This is a genomic window from Haematobacter massiliensis, from assembly GCF_000740795.1.
GTDB classification, from domain to species: Bacteria; Pseudomonadota; Alphaproteobacteria; order Rhodobacterales; family Rhodobacteraceae; genus Haematobacter; species Haematobacter massiliensis.
On the sequence record NZ_JGYG01000001.1, the window covers coordinates 447,469 to 468,440 of the forward strand.

Here is a 20,972-nt window from a genome sequence, read left to right on the forward strand (position 1 = left end):
GTCAGATCCTCTCGATGTCCTCGCGCCCGAAGATACCGTAGGGGCGGATCATGATGGTCAGGAGAATGATGAGCGACGTCACGACATCCCGCGTGCCCCCGCCGACGATACTGTCGAGATAGCCGGGGATCACCGCCCCCAGCACACCGACGAGGATGCCGCCCACCAGCACGCCGACGATGGAGTCGAGGCCGCCCAGGATCACCACCGCGACCGCGGGGAACAGCAGGGTGGAAAGCGTCCAGTCCACGCCCTGCGCGGAGCCCCAGAGCGTCCCCGCGACAACTGCGGTCACCCCCGCCAGCCCCCAGGAGATACCGATGGCGCGTTCGACGGAGATGCCAACCGCCCAGGAAGAGATGTGGTCGTCCGACACCGCGCGGAGCTTCGTGCCGAGCCGTGTGCGAAAGAACAGCAACGCTGCCCCCACCATGATCACCCCGATCGCTCCGCCGATGAGGTAGGTGCGGTTGATGAACACATCCCCCACGATCACCGGCGCAAACCCGATGCCGAGGTCGATCGGCTTCGGCGTGGCGCCCAGGATACCGGGAACCAGTCCGCGAAGCAGAATGTCCAGCCCTAACGTGAGCATCACGATCATAATGATCGGCTGACCCACCATGCGGCGTAGCAGCAACCGCTCCACCACCAAGCCCAGCGCGAACATGGCCAGCGCGGCACCGATCACCGCCACCCACATCGGCAGACCGAAGGACAGCAGGAGCCAGACCGCATAACCCGCCGTCATCACCAAAGCGCCCTGCGCGAGGTTCGGCACGCCTGCGGATTTGTAGATCAGCACGAAGCCCAGTGCGACAAGGCTGTACATCAAGCCGGTCAGCGCGCCGTTGATCACCAGTTCCAAGAAATAGGCCATCAGCGTCCCTCCCCGCCCTTGACGTCGCGGATAGACAGGCGGCGCTCGATGATCCCGGTCTGCCCGTTCTCGTAAGTGATCTGCGCACGGTAATCGACGCTGTCCTGCCCGGCATAGATCGCGTCGATGATCGCGGCATAGCGCTCGTCGATCAGGTTGCGGCGGAGCTTGCGGGTGCGGGTCACCTCCCCGTCGTCGGGGTCGAATTCCTTGTGGAGATTGACGAAACGGCTGACGTTCAGGTTCGCCGGCATTGCGGAATTCACCTGGGCCACGACGTCGCCGATCAATCCATAGATTTCCGGTCTCTGCGACAATTCGGCGTAGGACGTATAGGCCACACGGTTTTCCTGCGCCCATTGACCCACGGCCGCGAAATCGATGCAGATGATTGCCGAGAGAAAGTCCCGCCCCGCGCCGATCACGCAGGCATCCTTGATGAACGGCGAGAATTTCAGCCGGTTTTCGATATAGGTCGGGATGTAGCGTGTGCCGCCGGCAGTGTGCATGACCTCCGACACCCGGCCCAGCACGATCAACTGGCCGTCCTCCTCCACCTGCCCGGCATCGCCCGTGTGCAACCAGCCGTCGCGGAGCGTCTCGGCGGTGGATTTGTCATTCTGAAAATAGCCGTCGAAGATGTTGTCGCCCCGGAGCAGGATCTCCCCGTCCTGCGCGATCCGCATCTCCACGCCGGGGAAAGGCCGCCCTACGGTGGTGAGCGATATATCCTCCGGCTTCTGGGCGACCGCGAGCGCGCAGTTCTCCGTCTGGCCATAAAACTGCCGCAGGTTCAGGCCGAGCGCGCGGAAGTAGAGGAACACGTCCTCCCCGATCGCCTCCCCCGCCGTGTAGGCCCGCTTCACCCGGCTCAGGCCGAGATGATCGCGGATCGGGCCGTAGATCAGCACCTCCCCCATCGCACGGCGCAGCCGCTCCGTCGTGGTGGGCACATGGCCGGAAAGTCGCTTGCGCTCCAGCTCCACCGCAAAGGGCATGAAGGCATCATGGAGCCGCCGCTTGACACCCGTGGTCTCCGCCACGCCCACCTGAATGCGCGTCAGCATGGCCGACCAGGCGCGCGGCGCTGCAAAGTAGAGCGTGGGCGCGATCTCCCTCAGGTCGTGCAGCGCGGTTTCCTGCCCCTCCGGCACGTGCACGGTGAAGCGGAGCGCCATGGCCGCGCCCACGGAAAATATGAAGTCCCCCACCCAGGCCATCGGGAGATAGGCCATATGGACCTCTCCCTGCTGAAAATAACCCGCTGCCGCAGCGTTCCGCACACCGGCCAGCACATGCCCATGCTTCAGGGGGATACCTTTCGGCGCGCCTGTGGTGCCGGAGGAGTGCAAAAGGATCGCCACATCATGCACGGAGGGCCGCGAGAGAAGATCCTCCGCCAGCCCCGGCTCCGCCGCGAGCCGTGCCCGGCCCCGCTCGGAAATCTCGCTGAAGGCGACGACACCCGGCGCCTCCTTGCCTTTCAGCCCCCGCGGATCGTCATAGATGATGAGCCGGAGACCGGGATGGGTCTCGCGGGCGGTGAGCAGCTTGTCCACCTGCTCCTGATCCTCCGCGATGGCGACATGGACGCCCTCGCGTTTCATCTGCTGCGCCAGTTCTTCCGCCGGAGCATCCGCATAGGCGGGCGATGGGATCGCACGGAGCGCCACAGCCCCCAGCATGCCGAAATACAGGTTCGGCCGATTGTCCCCGATCACCAGAACGATGTCGCCCTGCCCGACACCCTCCGCCTCCAGCCCGGCGGCGAAGGCAAGCACGGCATCGTGGTAATCCTTCCAGCTGTATTCCTGCCAGATGCCGTGGTCCCGCTCGCGCAAAGCCACATCAGATCCATGATCGCGCGCATTCCGCGCCAGCAGGCTCATCAGGTGGTCGTCGGCGACCCAGTCGGGATGCAGCGCTTCGGGGGTGGAGGGGGACGCGGCGCGGACAGGCTCAAGCTGCATGGCGTCCCTTTCCGATATAAGCCTCAACCACCTTCGGGTCGGCGATCGCTTCCCGCGCCGGTCCCTGGGCGATCTCGGTGCCGTTGGACAGCACCAGCACCCGGTCGCAGATCGCGGTAATCACGTCCATATGGTGCTCGATGATGAGAACCGTCAGGCCCAGCGCTTCCTGCGCGTCAAGGATGAACCGGACCATGTATTCCTTCTCCTCCTGGTTCATGCCCGCCATGGGCTCGTCCAAGACCAGAAGCCGCGGCTCCGCGCAGAGCGCGCGCGCCAGTTCTACCCGCTTCTGAAGGCCAAGCGGGATGACATCCACATGCTCGTCCCGCGCGCTTTCGAGTTGCAGCAGGTCGATGACCTCCTCCACCTTGCGGCGATGCGCGACCTCTTCCTTGCGCGCCCACCACGGATAGAAGAACGAGGCCAGCGGATTGGGCCTCATGTAGATGTGGCGGCCCATCAGGATGTTGTCGAGCACGCTCATTCCATGGAACAGGGCGACATTCTGAAAGGTCCGCGCTACGCCCATAGCCGCAATACGATAGGGTTTCAGGCCGTTTATCTGCCTGCCTTCAAGGGCGATCCTGCCCTCCTGCGGCGGATAGAACCCGGTGATGGCATTGACGAGGGTCGTCTTGCCCGAGCCGTTCGGTCCGACCAGCCCGAAGATTTCCCCCTGCCGAACGGCGACGGAGACATCCGTCAGCGCCTTCACCCCGCCAAAGCGGCGGCTCACGTTGTCGCAGACCAGAACCGCTTCTCCAGTCAGAACGGCGGATGAAGCCGTTCCCGTCACGCGAACGGTCCGTTCAGCAATGTGAAATGATTCAACGACGGCTGCGCATAGAGCGCGGCCCGACGATCCTCCCGCATTCCCGTTCCTCCCAAAACAGGTCCGGCATGCCTTGAGGCAATTTCCGGCGATTAGGAGGTTAGCATGATTCTGATTTCTGGTAATAAGGAAATAATCGTAAATATCTTTCAGGATATCCGAAAGTGCATCCCAATCTGGTGGACCATCTGACCGCTTTCATCGCCGTGATAGAAACAGGCAGCCAGTCGGCGGCGGGCCGCGCCTTGCGACGGCCTGTGTCCTCCATCAACTACTCGATCGTTCAGCTGGAGACGCAATGCGGCTTTCCCTTGATCGAGCGCGCCAGGCGTCCCGCAACGCTGACTGAACAGGGCCGCGCGCTTTTTGCGGAGGCGAAATCGGTGGTGGAGCGGGCACGGCGGTTTACCTCGCACGCCGCCTCTCTGGAACAGGGTCTGGAGACGCGCATCAGGGTGGCGGTCGATGTGCTTTTCCCCCGTGCGCGGCTGACACAAGCGCTGGGCCGGTTCGCCGATCTGCATCCCCGCGCGACCTTTCAGTTCTTCAACTCATCGCTGGCCACGTTGTGGGACGACCTTCGCGGGGGGCGGTTCGACATGGCCTTCTCCCTTGCCGCGGCCATTCCGCTCGACATGGAAGCGCGCTCTTTCGCCATAGAGACGTTGTCGCCCGTCTGCGCGATGACACATCCGCTCGCGGCGCTTCCCTTGCCGCTCGCCGCCCGCGCCTTCGACCGGGAGCGCCAGATCTATTATGTCGGCGCGCCGGAAATCGACATGGAACGGGTGGGTCGGGTCTTTTCCACCGATGTGTGGACAGTGAACGATGTCGAACAGATCCGGCAGATCGTGCTTTTGGGCCTCGGCTGGTGTTTCGCGGCCTCCGGCACCTTCGAAGACGAGGTCCGCTCGGGCCGCATCCGACGGCTGACCTGTGCGGATGCACAGTTCCATCCGGCCCGCACCATCGTCGCAGCCTGGCCGGTCGAGCACCGTCCCGGGCCCCTCGGGCGCGCGCTGATCGACACCATGTCGGAGGTGATGGCCGAACAGGAGGGAGCATCAGCGGGCAGAACTTCCGCTTGAACCCACGACAATGCCCGCGCTACGCCTTTAGCCGAAGCAACGAAGGCGCAAGCAATGACACAGACCCTCCCTTCCCTCCCCCTCCTTGCCGAAGAACGGGGGGCTGTCCTTCTGGGCTGGTCGGAGATTGCGGCTCCTGCTGTGGTGGGTCTGATGGCGCGTTCGGGTTATGACGCGGTACTGATCGACCTTCAACACGGCCAGCATGATATCGCCAGCATGCGCGACAGCATCACCGAGGCGACGCTTGCACAGACGCCCGCCCTGGTAAGGGTTCCGGTGCGAGACTGGGCAATGGCGGCGCGGGCGCTCGATCTGGGCGCCGCCGGGATTGTGGCTCCCATGATCAACTCGGCCGGGGATGCCGCAGCCTTTGCTGCAGAAATCAAGTATCCTCCACTCGGCCGCAGAAGCTGGGGACCAGGGCGGGCGCTTCAGGCCCATCGCATGACCCCCGGCGATTACTTCGCCGGGGCCAACGCTTCGACCGCCGCCATTGCCATGTGCGAGACGCGCGAAGCCTTGGCAGCACTAGACGATATCCTGTCCGTCCCCGGTGTTGACGGCATCCTTGTCGGCCCGGCCGACCTTTCGATTGCGCTGTCCAACGGGACTATCGAGCCGGAAGGAACGGCGGTGCGGGAGGCGATGCGGGAAATCGCACGGCGGACGCGGGCGCGGGGCAAGCTCGCCTGCGCTTTCGGCGGCCGGGCGGAACGCGCAGCGGAGCTTATCGCAGAAGGCTATCAGGTGGTCTCTGTCGGCTATGACACCTTCACCCTCGCAAGTGCCTTTGCAGGTGCAGTGGACGGGCTGAGGCAGAAGATCGCCCGCTGACGAAGCAGCGGGAGAGAGGAGCGGTCATGGACCAGGAGCGTATCGCACGGCATGGCGCGGGGCTGCCTGCCCGCCTGGCTGCGTTTCTGCCAGCGCCGCCCCGAAATCCCGGCACCCCTCTCACCCCTGAGCTTTTCGATGAGCGGACGGTGGACACTGCCGCCGCAGAGCGGGATGCGCCGCGTATCGCCCGCAGTCGCGCGGTTTCTGGACGGAACAGGGTAGCGTGGCTGCTGAATGCCATCCGCTGCATGGACCTCACCACCCTTGCCGGCGACGATACGGCGGAGCGTGTCGCCCGGCTTTGCGACAAGGCGCGGCGGCCACTCGCCCCTGCGATCCGCGATGCGCTGGAGGTCGGAACGCTCACCACGGGCGCGGTCTGCGTTTATCCGACGATGGTGCCCCACGCCGTCCGCGCCCTGCACGGTTCGGGCATTCCGGTGGCCTCGGTCGCGACAGGCTTTCCGGCCGGTCTGATGCCGCTTCGTCTGCGGCTGGAGGAGATCCGCTACGCCGTAGCCGAGGGTGCCGCGGAAATAGACATCGTCATCACGCGGGAATGGGCGCTGAAGGGTGCGTGGGACGCACTCCATGATGAGATCGCCGCGATGCGGGAGGCCTGCGGCGCGGCCCATCTGAAGGCGATCCTTGCGACCGGCGAGCTGGGCGATCTCTCCCGCGTCTATCAGGCTTCCATGGTGGCGATGCAGGCGGGAGCAGATTTCATCAAGACATCGACCGGCAAGGAAGCCGTGAACGCCACGCTGCCGGTCAGCCTGGTGATGATGCGCGCGATCCGCGATTACCGCGATGCGACGGGACACGCCGTCGGCTTCAAGCCGGCTGGCGGGCTGAGAAGTGCGGAAGACGCCATCGACTGGCAGATCCTGATGCGGGAAGAACTGGGCCGCGGCTGGCTGGAACCGCATCTTTTCCGCATCGGCGCCTCCTCCCTCCTGTCGGGGGTCGAGCGTCAGCTTGAACAATATGTGACGGGTCGGGGCACAGCCGACTGGCGTCAGGGCATCGCCTGAGGGGGAAGCAGGATGACCGGCCTTACCGATCTGATGACCGATCTGGATTACAGCCCTGCGGCGGAAGATGTGACCCCGGTCCGCCGCTGGCTCGCGAGCCATGGACATCGGCTCGGCGCTTTTGTCGATGGCAGGTTTACCCCGCCGGGTGCAGACCTCCCGGTCATCACCGCGCTCGACGGAGCGATGATCGCTCATGCGACCGAAACGACCGTGGAGGAAGGTCTGCGGGCGCTGCGGGTTGCCCGACGTGCGGGGAAACGCTGGGCCGCGCTTGCTCCCTGGGAGCGGACGGAACACCTTTTGTCTTTCGCCCGCAGGGTGGAGGAGAATCGCGCCCTGCTGACCCTCCTTTCCGTGCTGGAGACCGGTCGGCCCATCATCCGCGTACAGGAGGATATGGCGGCGCTTCCCCGCAGGCTCCGCGCGGCGGCAACGGCCACGCCCGCTGCACCGTTGGGGGTGGGGGTGATGCTCCTCTCCGCTGATACCGGGATTGGCGACATTGCCCATGACCTCTCGGCGGGGCTGGCTGCGGGAAATGCGCTCGTGCTGAAACCGGCACCTAAGACCCCGCTGACCGCCCTCGCCCTGGCCGCCGTCGCGGAGGAGGGTGGCCTTCCGCGCGGTCTGCTGAACGTGGTGAGCGGCGGGGCTGCATTGGGCGCGGCTCTGGCGCAAAGCGAAATCCCGGCGCGGATCGTGCTCTTCGGCAGCGAAGAGGCGGGCCGCTCCCTGCGCAGGGAGACGGCTGGCCTGCGCAAATCGCTGGCGCTTCGTTTGGGCGGAACCCCGGTATTTATCGTCTTTGGAGATGCGGATCCCGACGCCGCAATCGAAGCGATCGTTGCAGGTTTCGGCAGGCACGGAGCCCGGGTGCTGGTTGCGGCAGAGACTGCCGCGCGGTTCGAGACGCTGCTGCTGCGCAGGTTCGAGCGGCTCCGCACAGGCGAGCCCTTGGTCCGCGGCAATGATCTCGGCGCGCTCCGCTCTGCTGCGACAGCGCAGCTCGCGAAACTCCTTTCCACCGCCTCTGCGGAGGGCCTGGAGATCGTCCGTGGCCGCGCAGCAGAGGGCGGAGTTGCGCCGGAACTGATCCGGGCGGTCTCGCCTGCCTCCGCCCTCTGGGACGCGACGATCCCTGGCCCGGTCGCCATCACGACGACCTTCCGTTCGGTGGAAGAGGCGGTGGCGCTCGCAAACAACAGCCGCTTCGCCGCACCGGTATCTGTCTGGAGCGGAAGCGGCGGAAGGGCACTGCAACTCGCGGCCCAACTCCGCTCGGGAAGCGTGGTCGTCAACGGGCCGGTCGAAGCCAGCGCAGAACCGCGTGCCGACAGCGGCTTCGGCGGCTGGTCGCTGGCAGACTGGTCGCGGCAGGAGCTTCCCGCCCGGGGGCGCCCGGAACGGCCCTTGGATCCGCCTCGGGCGATCCCTGTCAACGGCGATGCTCGGCTGGTCATCGGGGGCGTGCGCCAATCGCCTGCCGGCGGTGAAGGCTATCTGGCAGCAACCGGAATGGCGGCGCTTGGCTCCGCCAAAGACATCGCCGCCGCCGTGGACAGCGCACGAAAGGCCTCCGCCTGGAGCCGACTACTACCAGTGGAGCGCGCCCGCATCCTCCATGCCGGAGCGGAGCGGTTCTCCCGCGAGGCGGGGCGCATTGCAGGCACCACCGCGCGCGAGGCGCTCGGACCAGCGATCGACCGGTTCCGGAAGGCCGTCCTGTCCATCGGCTCAGGCGAGAGCCTGATCGGACCGGATCGGCTGACACTGAGCCAGCCGGACCCTTTCGGCGTTGTCGCTCTTGCCTGCCCCGCAGACGCGCCCTTGATGGCTCCCCTCTCGCTTCTGCTGCCGCTGCTTGTCCGCGGCAACCGCGTGGTCATGCTGCCCTCGCCCCGCGATCCTCAACCGGCGATCGAGCTGGCGCTGCTTTTGTCGGCGGCGGGACTGCCTCCGGGTACGCTCAGCGTCGTCAGCGGTGACCGGGACGCGCTGCTTCGCCCTCTCGCCGGCCACGACGCTGTGGATGCGGTCTGGTGCTTCGCTACGCCTGAACTGGCGGCGATGGCGGAGGAAACGGCGGCTCTTTCCTTGAAGCCGGTGCTCGCGCGCGATGGCGGTCGCATCGACTGGACCAGCAGGGAAATGGCGGGGGAGTGGCTCCTCCATGCGGCTCAGTGCGAGAGGCGCATCAGCCTTCCCACCCGCCCCTGATCCATCTTGGGGCGGCTATTCTGCCGCGAACCCTTTTCTTCCGGTCCAAAACGCCTATTGTCTGCTTCGACCGCCGCCCCATCGGGCAAGGGAGAAAAGAACGGATGCACGACACGATAGACTACGGTCGCCTCATGCACGAACAGATGCGGGGCCTGATCCGTCAGGTGCTTCAGCAGGTCGCGGACGAAGGTCTTCCCGGAGAGCATCACTTCTTCATCAGCTTCGATACCACCCATCCGGACGCAGAGCTGGCAGACTGGCTCCGCGCGCGCTATCCGGAGGAGATCACCGTCGTCATCCAGCACTGGTACGAAGATCTGGAGGTCGATGAGGATGGGTTCGGCATCACTCTGAACTTCGGGGATCAGCCGGAGCGGCTCTACATACCTTTCGATGCGCTGCTGACCTTCGTCGATCCGTCGGTGGAATTCGGCCTGCGATTCGAAAGCCAGGTATCGGATGACGAAGAACTGGATGATCTTGAAGAGCATGGCATGGGGGATGACGACACCGACCCGGACGGGTCGGGCGGCAACTCCAATGGCGGCTCGGGAGAGGTCGTCAGTCTGGACAAATTCCGCAAGCAGTAACCCGGCCGGCGATCCCGTCGCGGGGATCGCCCGGACAGGCCCCCGTCAGCCCTTCGGGATTGGCGGGTTGACCTCCGGGGGCAGCGGGCAGACATAGGGTTCCCGCTTCAGCGCCAGACGATGCTCCTCCTTCGCGGCGGTCAAGGCTGCGGAATCGGAGATGAGATCCTGCGCCGTTGCCGCCATGATCTTGGCCGCCAGCTCCATCCCCTTGTGGGCGACGGGCGACTTTCCCTGCGCCGTCAGCTGCCAGCTGTGAAACGGTGTGCCGATCGCGCATGTGGCGACCCAGGCCTGCACCGTTGGGACGGCCCAGGAGACATCGCCGACATCCGTGGACCCCTGTCCGCCCGGCAGCGCGGCGCCAAGGGGGACGACGAAGTCACAAAGCGGAAGATCGGGGTCGAGCGGACGCTGCAACCGCCGGAACGTTTCCGAAATATGGGTAGGGGTCAGCGTGGATCGGATCGCCTGCGCGAAAGCCCGGTCCGCATCGTCGTAGAAGACGGGACCGAGCCGATCCATATGCGCCTGCATCAGGCGGTCCAGCACGGTGTTGCCGAGCAGGTTGGAGACAGCGCTGACCACCTCTTCGGAAACGGTTGTTTCTGTCATGAGAGCCGCGCCCTGCGCGATCTTGCGCACCCGCGCGACCAGGTCCAGAAGCTCCCGATTGGTCTGGGCACGCACAAGCTGGCGCACGGTGGCCTTGGCCTGCACCACGTTCGGCGCGATCCCCCCGGCATCCAGATAGGCGTAATGCACACGCGCCCCGTCCGGCATGTGCTCCCTCATGTAGTTTACACCGACATTCATCAGCTCCACCGCATCAAGCGCCGAGCGGCCCAGATCCGGTGCGGCAGCGGCGTGGGAGGCGCGGCCCGTGAAGGTGAAATCGATCCGGGTATTCGCGAGGCTGTTCGCCTCGAACACGCCATTGTAATCGGAGGGATGCCAGGAGATCGCCGCATCCACGTCATCGAACAGACCCGCGCGAACCATGAATGTCTTGGCGGCACCCCCCTCCTCTGCCGGACAGCCGTAGTAGCGGATGCGACCGGGCGTTCCTGTCCGCTCCAGCCAGTCCTTTACCGCCGCTGCCGCCATGAGAGCCGCCGAACCCAGAAGGTTGTGACCGCAGCCATGCCCAGCGCCGTCAAACTGCGTCGTCGGCCGCGGTTCCGCCACGCCGGGCTCCTGACCCAACGCCGGAAGCGCATCATATTCGCCCAGAATCGCGATCACAGGGCCGTCAGCGCCCGCTTCTCCCATCACCGCTGTCGGAATACCGGCGAGGTCACGCGTGATGCGAAAGCCCTCTGCCTCCATCTGCGCCAGATGCGCCTCTACAGAGCGGCGCTCGGTATAGGCGATCTCGGGCGTGTCAAACACCTGATCGGCCAGCGCCACGTAAGGCACCCGCCGCTGCTCCACCAGATCCCAGATCTCTGCGCTGTTCTTCATGCCATGCCCCTGTCGTTTGGCTCATAAAGCGGAAACGGCAAAGGGGACGCAACACTCTTCTTCCTTCGGCAAGTGCCGCCTTTTCAACATGTTATGATGAAGAGGGAAGAAGAGAGTGGCGCGGTTGACGGGGCTCGAACCCGCGACCCCCGGCGTGACAGGCCGGTACTCTAACCAACTGAGCTACAACCGCGCATCTCTTTTTCGCCCGATCCCGCCGGGCGTGGGGGTCTAATAGGCAACGGCGCGGGTGGCGTCAAGCGCATTGCGCAAGGAAAAATAGATCGCATGGAAAAACTTTTCCCGCTGCCCCGTCCGGAGCCCTCACCGCTCCGGCGCGGGCACGAATTCGCGGTCATCCCCGGGCGGGAGGCGGAAGCGGCCATGCTGCCAATCGCCCGCCCGCCAAGCTTCCCGCGCCGCATCGATCCGGTCCTTTGAGGAGGCGACGAAGTTCCACCAGATGAATCGGGGGCCATTCAGGGTCGCACCACCGAGGATCAGGATACGTGCACCCGCTGGCCCCGCGGAGAGGCTGACCCGGTCCCCGGGGCGGAAGACCATCATCCGGCCCACCTCGAAGGATTGCCCTGCAACGCTCACCTCGCCTGTAAGGACGTAGACACCGCGATCCTCATGATTGTCGGGAAGCGGCACGGCTGCGCTGGGATCCAGCACGGCATCCGCGTAGAAGGTCTCGGAGGGCAGGTCCACGGGTGCCCGCTCTCCCCAGGCGTCGCCGAGGATCAGCCGCACCTGCTTGCCCTCCCCCTCCAGCAGGGGGAGCGAGGCTTTCTCGACATGCTGGAAGGTGGCGGGATCATCCTCGTTCGCTTCCGGCAGGGCGAGCCATGTCTGTATGCCGAACATCGACAGGGGCCTCTCCCGCGCCTCGCCGTCCGTGCGCTCCGAATGGGTCACGCCGTTGCCCGCGCTCATCAGGTTCACTGCGCCCGGCTCGATCCACTGATCCGTGCCGATGGAATCGCGGTGGTGGAGACGTCCGCGCAGCAGATAGGTGACGGTGGACAGGCCGATATGCGGATGCGGGCGCACATCTATCCCCTGCCCTGTCAGGAACTCGGCCGGACCCATCTGGTCGAAGAACACGAAAGGGCCGACCATCCGGCGGGAGGCGGCGGGGAGCGCGCGGCGCACCTCGAACCCGCCGATGTCGCGAGAGCGCGGGATGATGACCGTCTCGATGGCATCGACTTCGTCGCCGATCGGGCATGTGGGGTCGAGGGCGGGGTTCCAGCTCATCCTGGCCTCCTGGCTGTTTTCAGGCGGACAGAGTCCCCGAATGGCACCCCATTGGCAAGCCATACCCCTTTGACGGTCCGCGAGAGCGCAGGAAAGGAAAGCTCGCCCCGGCCTTCGGGACATAAGATTTGCCTCGCGCCGGCGAACATGGCAGAAGAGCCCGCCCAGAAGACGGATACGCCCATGACGCCCCCTCGCATCTCCTTCGAGTTCTTCCCGCCGCAATCGCTGGAGGCGAGCTTTCGCCTGTGGGAGACGGTGCAGGCCCTCGCGCCGCTGAACCCGGCCTTCGTTTCCGTGACCTATGGCGCAGGCGGGACGACGCGAAAGCTCACGCATGAAGCGGTGACGACGATCCACAAGAACTACGGGCTGAACGTTGCCGCTCACCTGACGTGCGTGGATGCCACGCGGGAGGAGACGCTGGAAATCGCCCGAGCCTATGCCGAAGCGGGAGTGAAGGAGATCGTGGCGCTCAGGGGCGATCCGCCCAAGGGCGCCTCCGGCTTCACCCCACACCCGGAGGGGTTCGCGAGTTCGGTGGAACTGGTGGAGGCCTTGGCCGAAACGGGAGATTTCCGGCTCCATGTCGGCGCTTACCCGGAGCCTCACCCCGAGTCGCCCGGCACCTCCTCGGATGTCGCCTGGCTCCGCCGCAAGGTGGCCGCGGGCGCATCATCGGCGATCACGCAGTTCTTCTTTTCGCCCGACATCTATTTCCGCTTCCGCGATGCGGCTGTTGCGGCCGGGGTCGATGTGCCGATCATACCGGGCATCATGCCAGTGAACAGCTGGAAGGGCGTGCGCGGCTTCGCCGCCCGCTGCGGCGCATCCGTGCCTGCATCACTCGATGCACGCTTCTCCGCCGCGGTGGAAGCGGGCCGCGAGGCCACCTTCGCGGTCGAGCAGTGCACTGAACTCTGCGAGGCCCTCATCGCAGGTGGCGTCGAGGACTTGCATTTCTATACGCTGAACCGTCCCCAGCTGACCCAGCAGGTCTGCGCCAATCTCGGCATTCGTCCTGCCGCCGAAAGCGCCGCCTGATCCCAGAAGGCGGACATGCGGATTACCCCGATCAGCCACACTGCTGAACCGCCCGCTATTGATCTGACGTGACATCACAGGCAGTCCCGCGACTCTCCGAAGGGAGAGGCGCGAGGCACGGGCGATGGCGGCAGAGCCGCTTGAGCCCGTGCCTTCGCGCCGATCAGGCGATTTCCGCCAGCCGGGTCAATGCGGAACGAAGCTTTGCAGCCTCCTCCTCGCCGAGCTCCAGCTTCTCACGGGTTTCCTCTACAACATCCTCCGGCGCGCTTTCGGCGAACTTCGGATTGGCAAGACGGCTGCGCAGCCCGGACAGATCCTTGTCGAGCTTCTGGAGCGTCTTCTCCAGCCGCACCTTCTCCTCCCCGATGTCGATGACACCGTCGAGCGGCAAGGCGAAAGTCGCACCTTCCACCGCGATCGTCACGGAGCCGCGGGGCGCGGTATCCGCTTCCGTCAGGGTCTCGATCCGCGCCAAGCGCCGGATCAACGCCTCGTTCCGCGCCCAGGCCGCACGGCCAGCTTCGTCGATAGAGGTCACGACGATGGCCAGCTTCAGCGCCACCGGCACGTGCATCTGCGCGCGGGCGGAACGGATTTCCTCGATCAGCGATATGACCCAGCCCATTTCGCGGTCGGCCTCGGCATCGCCGAGTTCGGCGCCATAGGTCGGCCAGTCGGTATGGACGAGCATCTTCGCCCGTTTGCCTGTCGTCTCCCACAGCTCCTCGGTCACGAAGGGCATCATGGGATGGAGCAGGACAAAGCACTGGTCCAGAACCCATGCCATCACCGCCCGCGTTTCCGCGGCGGTCGCCTCATCCGCCAGCAGAGGTTTTGCGAATTCCACATACCAGTCGCAGACCCTGCCCCAGACAAAGGCATAGAGCGCGTTCGCCGCATCATTGAACCGGTAGGCGGCCAGCGCCTCATCCACCGTTTCACGGATGCGGCCCGTCTCGCCGAGGATCCAGCGGTTGGCCGTGGCCGTCGCCAGCGGGGCGGAGCCGGTCGCGTGGTTCTCCCAGACGCCGTTCATCTCGGCAAACCGCGCGGCATTCCACAGCTTCGTACCGAAGTTGCGATATCCCGCGATCCGCTGGGTGGAGAGCTTCAGGTCACGCCCCATCGCCGCCATCGCGGTGAGTGTGAAGCGCACCGCATCCGCGCCGTATTCGTCGATGAGTTCCAGCGGGTCCAGTACGTTGCCCAGCGACTTGGACATCTTCTTGCCCTTTTCGTCGCGCACCAGCGCGTGGACATAGACCGTATGGAACGGCACCTGTCCCACGACCGCGAGCTGCATCATCATCATCCGGGCGACCCAGAAGAAGATGATATCGAAGCCCGTCACCAGCACATCCGTCGGGAAATACTTGCGCAGCTCCGGCGTATCCTCCGGCCAGCCCAATGTGCCGATCGGCCATAGCCCGGAGGAGAACCAGGTGTCCAGAACATCCGCATCGCGCCAGACGGGATAGACGAGTTTCGTTGGATCCTGGTCGATGTTGTATGCGGCGAGACTCGCTGCCAGACGCTCGATCGCTTCCGCCTTGTCCGTCACTTCCACTACCATCGAATGGCTGAAGGGCGCAGGAATATCGGCGATCTCATCGAGGAACCGCTCCCGCACCGCATCGAAATCGGTGGCGGCGTAGTGAACCTCCCCGCGATGCAGCATGCCGCCATTCATCAGCAGATCGAAGATCTCGACCTCGTCGATCTCTCCGTCGCGATCTTCGTCACCCAGATCGCTCCCCTGCGGCACACCCAGGTCCAGACCATACCACACTGGGATCTGATGCCCCCACCAGAGCTGGCGGGAGATGGTCCACGGCTCGATATTCTCCAGCCAGTGGAAATACACCTTCTCGTCCCGTTCCGGCAGAATGCGCGTGTCGCCGTTGCGCACTGCGTCCAGTGCCGGGCCGACGATCTTGGTCGTGTCCACGAACCACTGATCGGTCAGCATCGGCTCGATCACCACCTTGGAGCGGTCACCGAAGGGCTGGGTGATGATCTTGTCCTCGATCTTCTCCAGCAGTCCCAGCGCCTCGATATCGGCAATGACCAGCTTCCGCGCCTCGAACCGGTCGAGGCCACGGTACTTCTCGGGCACCATGTTGTCGTCGGCAGCGTCGTCGCGCATCCGACCCTTGCCGTCCAGCAGCACGTAAAGCGGCAGGCCATGCCGCTCCGCGACCTTGTAGTCGTTGAAATCGTGCGCTCCGGTGATCTTCACCGCGCCGGAGCCGAAGGTCGGGTCGGGATATTCGTCCGCGATGATCGGAATGTAGCGATCCGCCAGCGGAAGCAGAACGCGCTTTCCGACGATCGGCGCGTAGCGCTCATCGGATGGATGGACCGCCACGGCCCCATCGCCCAGCATCGTCTCGGGCCGCGTCGTGGCGATGGAGATGTAATCCCGCACCTCGCGGAGCGTGACGTTTCCGTCCGCGTCCTTCTCGACGTATTCGTAGGTCTCGCCGTTCTCCAGCGGGTATTTGAAGTGCCACATGTGGCCCTTCACCTCGACGTTCTCCACCTCCAGATCGGAGATCGCCGTTTCGAAATGCGGATCCCAGTTCACCAGCCGCTTACCGCGATAGATGTAGCCCTTGTCGTACATGTCGACAAAGACCTTGATCACCGCCTGCTGGAAGGTCGGATCCATGGTGAAGGCGTTGCGCGACCAGTCACAGGAGGCGCCGAGACGCTTCAACTGGTTGATGATCGTGCCGCCCGACTGTTCCTTCCACTCCCAGACCTTTTCCAGAAAGGCCTCGCGTCCCATCTCGCGGCGGCCCGGCTGCTGACTGCGGGCGAGTTCCCGCTCGACGACCATCTGCGTGGCGATCCCGGCATGATCCTGCCCCGGTTGCCAGAGCGTGTCGAAACCCCGCATCCGGTGCCAGCGGACCAGAATGTCCTGCAAGGTGTTGTTGAACGCATGCCCCATGTGGAGCGATCCGGTGACGTTCGGCGGCGGGATCATCACGCAGAAGGTTTCCGCGCGCGACGCATTCGCGCCCGCCTTGAAGGCCCCCGCCTTTTCCCAGGTTTCGTAGATCCGCGCTTCCGCGGATTGCGCGTCGAACGTCTTTTCCATGGTCGGGTTCCACTTTCTTAACGTCCGCAGGTCTATCCAAGGACTGCCCCGCCGCCAAGGCGCGGTTTGCAGCTTTTTTCAGGAGGCCCCTTTGCCCGCCATTCCATTGTCCGGCATTTTTCCAGCTTTAGCCCCGCATGGGTCGCGCCTTGCCGCATGGTTGCACTCGGCGTTACGGCCTTCGCAATCGTGGAGCAACCGCTCGCGGGGGCGGGCTGAAGCGCACGACTAGGCTGGAAGGCCTCCTGCCACAACACGGTCGAGCTTTGTCGTCAGATGGATGAAGCTCTCCGACGCCTTGACGCCCGGAATCGCACCGATGGCGTCGAGCACGGTGTCCAGCGACTGTGTTGTCGCGGCGGCCAGGGTCAGGAGAAGATCGACGCGGCCTGAGGTGGAATGGATCGTCTCTACCTCCGGCATCGCCTTCAACCGGTTCACGATTCCCGATTGAAGCCGGAGGTCGATCGTCAACAGCACGGTCGCCCGCAACCGCCCCCTTTGCCCCGCCTCTCCCAGCTTGACCGTATAGCCGGTGATGACGCCGGAGCTTTCCAGGCGCTCCAGACGCGACTGCAGTGTGGAGCGCGCCACCTTCAACCGCCGCGCCAGCGTGGCGAGGGAAATGCGCGCGTCCGCGGCCAGTTGGGCAACGATTGACCTGTCCAGATCGTCCAGAATCCCACCTCGTGAATCTGTAAGCGGCTTTCGTCAATTTAACGAAGCTGCAGGCAAAAACAACACTTCCCAAGACACCGGTTTGGCTCCATATGCGGCATCCTCGTTTTCAGGAAAAGGGCGGCTCATACGCACCTGGCCTGGTTTGGTTTGACGCGTAAGCGGCTCCGAACTGGTGGGTCCAGGGCTGGGGTAGGCTGCGCTCTGTTGGCAGAAGAAGGAACGCGCCGATGGGGCTCTCGAAAACGATCTGGACGACTCCGTCCGAATACCTCCGCATCCAGCAACCCGATGCGCCCGTGATGTTTTTCTCGCCCGCGGTGCTGCAGGCGACGGCGCGGCGATTCATTGATGGCTTTCCCGGTTTCGTCACCTATGCCGTAAAATCCAACCCGGATGAGATCGTCATCGAAAATCTGGCCGCCGCAGGTGTGCAGGGTTTTGATGTCGCCTCTCCCGCCGAAATGCGGCTCATCCGGCGGATCGCGCCCAGCGCCGCGATGCACTACAACAATCCGGTCCGGGCACGCTCGGAGATCCTGACGGCTGTCGAACTGGGCGTGGCGTCCTACTCCGTCGATTCGCGGAGCGAGCTGGCCAAGCTCATCGCGCTTGTCCCTGCGCAGGGCACGGAGATTTCCGTGCGGTTCAAGCTGCCCGTCGCCGGCGCGGCCTACAACTTCGGTGCCAAGTTCGGCGCGACGGTGGAACTTGCGGCAGAGCTGCTGGCGACGGTCGCTGATGCCGGGTTCGTTCCCTCGCTGACCTTCCATCCGGGCACGCAATGCACCGAGCCCAGCGCATGGGACGCATATATCCGTGCGGCGGCAGAGATCGCGGCGATGGCGGGGGTGAAGATCGCGCGGCTCAACGTCGGCGGCGGCTTCCCCTCCCACCGGCTGAACGAGATCGAGCCGCAACTGGAGGCGATCTTCCGCCTGATCGACACGGTGGCGGCGGAAGCCTTCGGCTCCGATCGCCCGGCGCTGGTCTGCGAGCCGGGTCGGGGCCTCTGCGCCGGGGCTTTCTCGCTTGCCAGCCGGGTGAAGGCAGTGCGCGATGATGAGCATGTTTTCCTCAACGATGGGGTCTATGGCGCCTTCGCGGAACTTCCGCTCATCGGCATCATCGACCGGACGGAAGTCATCTCGCCTGATGGTGTGAAGCGTGGCGGCGAGACGGTGGAACGTATCGTCTTTGGTCCGACCTGTGACAGCGTTGACCGTTTGCCGGGCGTCGTGGCCCTGCCCGGCGACATGCAGGAGGAAGATTACGTGCTGTTCCACGGGATGGGCGCCTATTCCATCGCGACCAACACCCGCTTCAACGGATTCGGTGAACTCAGCGTCGCGACGGTGCTCAAGCTGAAAGGCTGATACCCCCGATACAAAGATACAGAAGTGCCAAAGGCGCGACCGCGGGCGCGCCTTTTTCATGCAAGAAAGTATTTTCTCCGCCTGCACGCAACCCGCAGCGGCTGTGCGGCATTGTCATAAAGTCGACGGGCTTTCGCCGTGTTACGGTGACTTGGTTGTGCCAATCTTTCAGAGGAACGGTCAATCCGCAGTTTCGGCGGGTGGTGGAGCGGGGGTCGGAATGGGCATCTGGCGGTTCACGGATATGCGACGGATTCTCGGCCTCGCGGATGTCGCGCCGATCACCGCAACGACGCCACTGCCGAAGCGCGGGAAGACCCGCCCCGCAATGGATCACGTCATCATTCTTGACGGCACGCTGTCCAGCCTCACCTCTGGGCAGGAGACGAATGCCGGGCATACCTTCCGGCTGCTGCGAGAGGCGGGATCCGCCTCCCGCCTGTCGCTTTTCTATGAGGCGGGCATCCAGTGGAAGGGATGGTCGAGCCTGCCGGATATCATCACCGGCGCTTCGATCAACGATCAGATCCAACGTGCCTACGGCTTCCTTGCCTCCCGCTACCGCCCGGGAGATCGCGTGTTCCTGTTCGGCTATTCGCGAGGCGGGTTCGCCGTCAGGTCGCTTGCCGGGATGATCGACCGGCTGGGCCTTCTGCGGGCCGAAGAAGCCACGGAGCGCAACATCCGGCAAGTCTTCCGTCATTATCGACTTGCTCCGAACAGCGACAGCGCCTCGGCTTTCCGGGCAGCCCACTGCCATACTCAGGTCGAAATCGCGATGATCGGCGTCTGGGATACCGTGAAGGCGCTCGGTCTGCGGCTGCCGCTGCTCTGGCGTCTGACGGAAGCGGAACACGCCTTTCACCAGCTCGACCTCGGCCCGTCCGTTCGCTACGCCGCGCAGGCTCTGGCGCTCGACGAGACGCGCGTCGCCTTCAGTCCCCTGCCATGGCAGGTGCTGCCCGACTGGAATGGGCTGGCGGAGGATACATGGTTCCGGGGCGCGCATCCCGATATCGGCGGGCAGGTGCATACCGGCCGCCAGGGACGGCAACTCGCCAATATTCCACTGGTCTGGATGCTTGAGCGTGTGGAGGCGCAGGGCGTGCCGTTGCCGCAGGACTGGCGGCTTCGGTTTCCCTGCGATGCCAGTGCACGTGCCGTCGGCACTTTCGACGGCTGGGGCAAGGTATTCCTCATCCGCAGTCCGCGCGCGAATGGACCGGTGAAAGGCCGCCTTCACCCCACCGTCAGATTCCATACACCCACACGGCAGATCCGGCGCATCGACACCCCGAAGCAGACCGAGGCATCCGTACGTCTTGCCGCGCTTTTCAGCCCCTTCCGCAGGGAGGGTTGATCCCCCCTTGCGCGGCGCGCGGGTTTGCGCTTGTCATGCGTCATGATCGGACCCCGCTATACCCCGCTTGTCGATGCGCTCCCCGCCACAGTGCCGTTCGTCGGCCCCGAAACGCTGGAACGGCGGAGCGGCGCTCCCTTCCGGGCCCGGCTCGGCGCGAACGAGAACGTCTTCGGCCCTTCGCCGAAGGCGATCGAGGCCATGGCGCGCACAGCCAGCGATGCGTGGATGTATGGCGATCCCGAAAATCACGATCTGAAGGAAGCGCTCGCCGCGTATCATGGGCTCCGGCCGGAGAATGTGGTGGTCGGCGAAGGGATTGACGGCCTTCTGGGCTATCTCGCCCGGCTGGTCATTGCGCCCGGCGATGGCGTCGTCACGTCGGACGGGGCCTATCCCACGTTCAACTTCCATGTCGCGGGATGCGGGGGAGTTCTGCACAAGGTGCCCTACCGGCAGGATCATGAGGATCCGGCGGCGCTTGTCGCCTTGGCGGCAACGGTGCGCCCCAAACTGATCTACCTCGCCAACCCTGACAATCCCATGGCAAGCCACCATCCCGGGCGGCTGATCGAGCAGATGGTGGAGGCGCTGCCGGACGGCACCCTCCTTGTGCTGGATGAGGCCTATGTGGAACTCGCCCCGGAAGGAACGGCTGCGCGGATCGCGGCGGAGGATCCGCGTGTGATTCGCATGCGGACCTTCTCCAAGGCCTACGGCATGGCAGGGGCGCGGGTCGGCTACGCGCTGGCCGCCGCCCCCCTCGCCCGCGCCTTTGACAAGGTGCGCAACCATTTCGGCATGTCGCGTATCGCACAGGCCGGGGCGCTCGCTGCGCTGGCCGATACCGCGTGGCTGGAGCAGACCCGCAGAAACGTTGCCCATGCGCGGGAGCGGATCAGCGCCATTGCCACGGCCAACGGGCTGACGGCGCTTCCCTCCGCCACCAACTTCGTCGCCATAGACAGCGGCGGAGATGGGGCAGTCGCCCGCCGGATCGTCGCAGAGCTCGGCGCGCGGGGCGTATTCATCCGAATGCCGGGGGTCGCGCCCCTCGACCGCTGCATCCGCATAAGCGCCGGACGGCCCGCCGATCTCGACCTTCTGGAGGAAGTGCTGCCGGAGGCGCTGGCTGCGGCACGGGAGCCCGTCACGCCCGCGTGATTTGCCTTCCCCCGGCTGGAAGGTCCGACGTTGCAGGTCCCCAGCAACGGAGGC

At 64.9% G+C, this 20,972-nt stretch carries 16 protein-coding genes and 1 tRNA gene; 9 read left to right on the forward strand and 8 right to left on the reverse strand.

The genetic code is table 11. The annotated features are described in order from the left end of the window. Nucleotide 1 precedes the first annotated feature (1 nt). Genes CN97_RS02160 through CN97_RS02170 form a run of 3 tightly spaced genes read right to left on the reverse strand, consistent with a single transcriptional unit; the run spans nt 2 to nt 3,649 of the window. A complete protein-coding gene (locus CN97_RS02160; protein WP_035706336.1) occupies nt 2-880 on the reverse strand; it encodes a branched-chain amino acid ABC transporter permease in 879 nt (292 codons plus the stop codon). Then, nucleotides 880-2,850, reverse strand: a complete 1,971-nt coding sequence (locus CN97_RS02165; RefSeq protein ID WP_051910900.1) for an AMP-dependent synthetase/ligase — start codon at nt 2,848-2,850, stop codon at nt 880-882. The genes CN97_RS02160 and CN97_RS02165 overlap by 1 nt, the downstream gene beginning before the upstream one ends. Beyond that, nucleotides 2,840-3,649, reverse strand: coding sequence for an ABC transporter ATP-binding protein (locus CN97_RS02170; RefSeq protein WP_051910901.1), 810 nt, complete (start codon nt 3,647-3,649; stop codon nt 2,840-2,842). The genes CN97_RS02165 and CN97_RS02170 overlap by 11 nt, the downstream gene beginning before the upstream one ends. 200 nt (nt 3,650-3,849) lie before the next feature. Here CN97_RS02170 and CN97_RS02175 point away from each other — a divergent pair, with 200 nt between their 5' ends. The 5 genes from CN97_RS02175 to CN97_RS02195 all read left to right on the forward strand — a co-directional run bounded on the left by CN97_RS02175 (nt 3,850) and on the right by CN97_RS02195 (nt 9,460). Further along, nucleotides 3,850-4,773, forward strand: coding sequence for a LysR family transcriptional regulator (locus tag CN97_RS02175; protein ID WP_051910902.1), 924 nt, complete (start codon nt 3,850-3,852; stop codon nt 4,771-4,773). A 54-nt stretch (nt 4,774-4,827) separates the two neighbouring features. Further along, nucleotides 4,828-5,610: an HpcH/HpaI aldolase family protein gene (locus tag CN97_RS02180; protein ID WP_035706339.1), complete on the forward strand. Its 783-nt coding sequence runs from the start codon at nt 4,828-4,830 to the stop codon at nt 5,608-5,610. Between the two features lie 26 nt (nt 5,611-5,636). After that, nucleotides 5,637-6,647, forward strand: coding sequence for a deoxyribose-phosphate aldolase (gene deoC, locus CN97_RS02185; protein ID WP_084683944.1), 1,011 nt, complete (start codon nt 5,637-5,639; stop codon nt 6,645-6,647). Nucleotides 6,648-6,659: 12 nt separating this feature from the next. Beyond that, the gene (locus CN97_RS02190; protein ID WP_035706342.1) at nt 6,660-8,867 is read left to right on the forward strand and encodes an aldehyde dehydrogenase family protein; all 2,208 of its coding nucleotides are present in this window, start codon (nt 6,660-6,662) and stop codon (nt 8,865-8,867) included. Nucleotides 8,868-8,971: 104 nt separating this feature from the next. Beyond that, nucleotides 8,972-9,460, forward strand: a complete 489-nt coding sequence (locus CN97_RS02195) for an SspB family protein (RefSeq protein WP_035706346.1) — start codon at nt 8,972-8,974, stop codon at nt 9,458-9,460. A 45-nt stretch (nt 9,461-9,505) separates the two neighbouring features. Here CN97_RS02195 and CN97_RS02200 read toward each other — a convergent pair whose 3' ends face one another. From CN97_RS02200 to CN97_RS02210, 3 genes are all read right to left on the reverse strand, one after another. Then, nucleotides 9,506-10,924, reverse strand: a complete 1,419-nt coding sequence (locus tag CN97_RS02200) for a M20 family metallopeptidase (protein WP_035706349.1) — start codon at nt 10,922-10,924, stop codon at nt 9,506-9,508. A 116-nt stretch (nt 10,925-11,040) separates the two neighbouring features. Then, nucleotides 11,041-11,117: transfer RNA gene (locus CN97_RS02205), tRNA-Asp, on the reverse strand. Between the two features lie 131 nt (nt 11,118-11,248). After that, nucleotides 11,249-12,187, reverse strand: a complete 939-nt coding sequence (locus CN97_RS02210; RefSeq protein ID WP_035706352.1) for a pirin family protein — start codon at nt 12,185-12,187, stop codon at nt 11,249-11,251. Nucleotides 12,188-12,370: 183 nt separating this feature from the next. Here CN97_RS02210 and metF point away from each other — a divergent pair, with 183 nt between their 5' ends. After that, nucleotides 12,371-13,231, forward strand: coding sequence for a methylenetetrahydrofolate reductase [NAD(P)H] (gene metF, locus CN97_RS02215; RefSeq protein ID WP_035706357.1), 861 nt, complete (start codon nt 12,371-12,373; stop codon nt 13,229-13,231). A 163-nt stretch (nt 13,232-13,394) separates the two neighbouring features. Here the strand turns inward: metF and CN97_RS02220 are convergent, their stop codons facing one another. Together CN97_RS02220 and CN97_RS02225 are read right to left on the reverse strand one after the other, a co-directional pair. Next, nucleotides 13,395-16,340, reverse strand: coding sequence for a valine--tRNA ligase (locus tag CN97_RS02220; protein WP_035706360.1), 2,946 nt, complete (start codon nt 16,338-16,340; stop codon nt 13,395-13,397). A gap of 228 nt (nt 16,341-16,568) precedes the next feature. After that, nucleotides 16,569-17,018, reverse strand: coding sequence for an Lrp/AsnC family transcriptional regulator (locus CN97_RS02225; RefSeq protein ID WP_035706364.1), 450 nt, complete (start codon nt 17,016-17,018; stop codon nt 16,569-16,571). Nucleotides 17,019-17,248: 230 nt separating this feature from the next. Between CN97_RS02225 and CN97_RS02230 the strand changes: the two genes are divergently transcribed. The 3 genes from CN97_RS02230 (at nt 17,249) to CN97_RS02240 (ending at nt 20,918) form a co-directional block, all read left to right on the forward strand. Beyond that, complete coding sequence (locus CN97_RS02230) at nt 17,249-18,394, forward strand: type III PLP-dependent enzyme (protein ID WP_035706367.1); 1,146 nt, start codon at nt 17,249-17,251, stop codon at nt 18,392-18,394. Between the two features lie 220 nt (nt 18,395-18,614). Further along, nucleotides 18,615-19,754: a DUF2235 domain-containing protein gene (locus CN97_RS02235; protein ID WP_051910903.1), complete on the forward strand. Its 1,140-nt coding sequence runs from the start codon at nt 18,615-18,617 to the stop codon at nt 19,752-19,754. 42 nt (nt 19,755-19,796) lie between these two features. Next, the gene (locus tag CN97_RS02240) at nt 19,797-20,918 is read left to right on the forward strand and encodes a pyridoxal phosphate-dependent aminotransferase (protein WP_035706370.1); all 1,122 of its coding nucleotides are present in this window, start codon (nt 19,797-19,799) and stop codon (nt 20,916-20,918) included. The last annotated feature ends 54 nt before the right edge of the window (nt 20,919-20,972 follow it).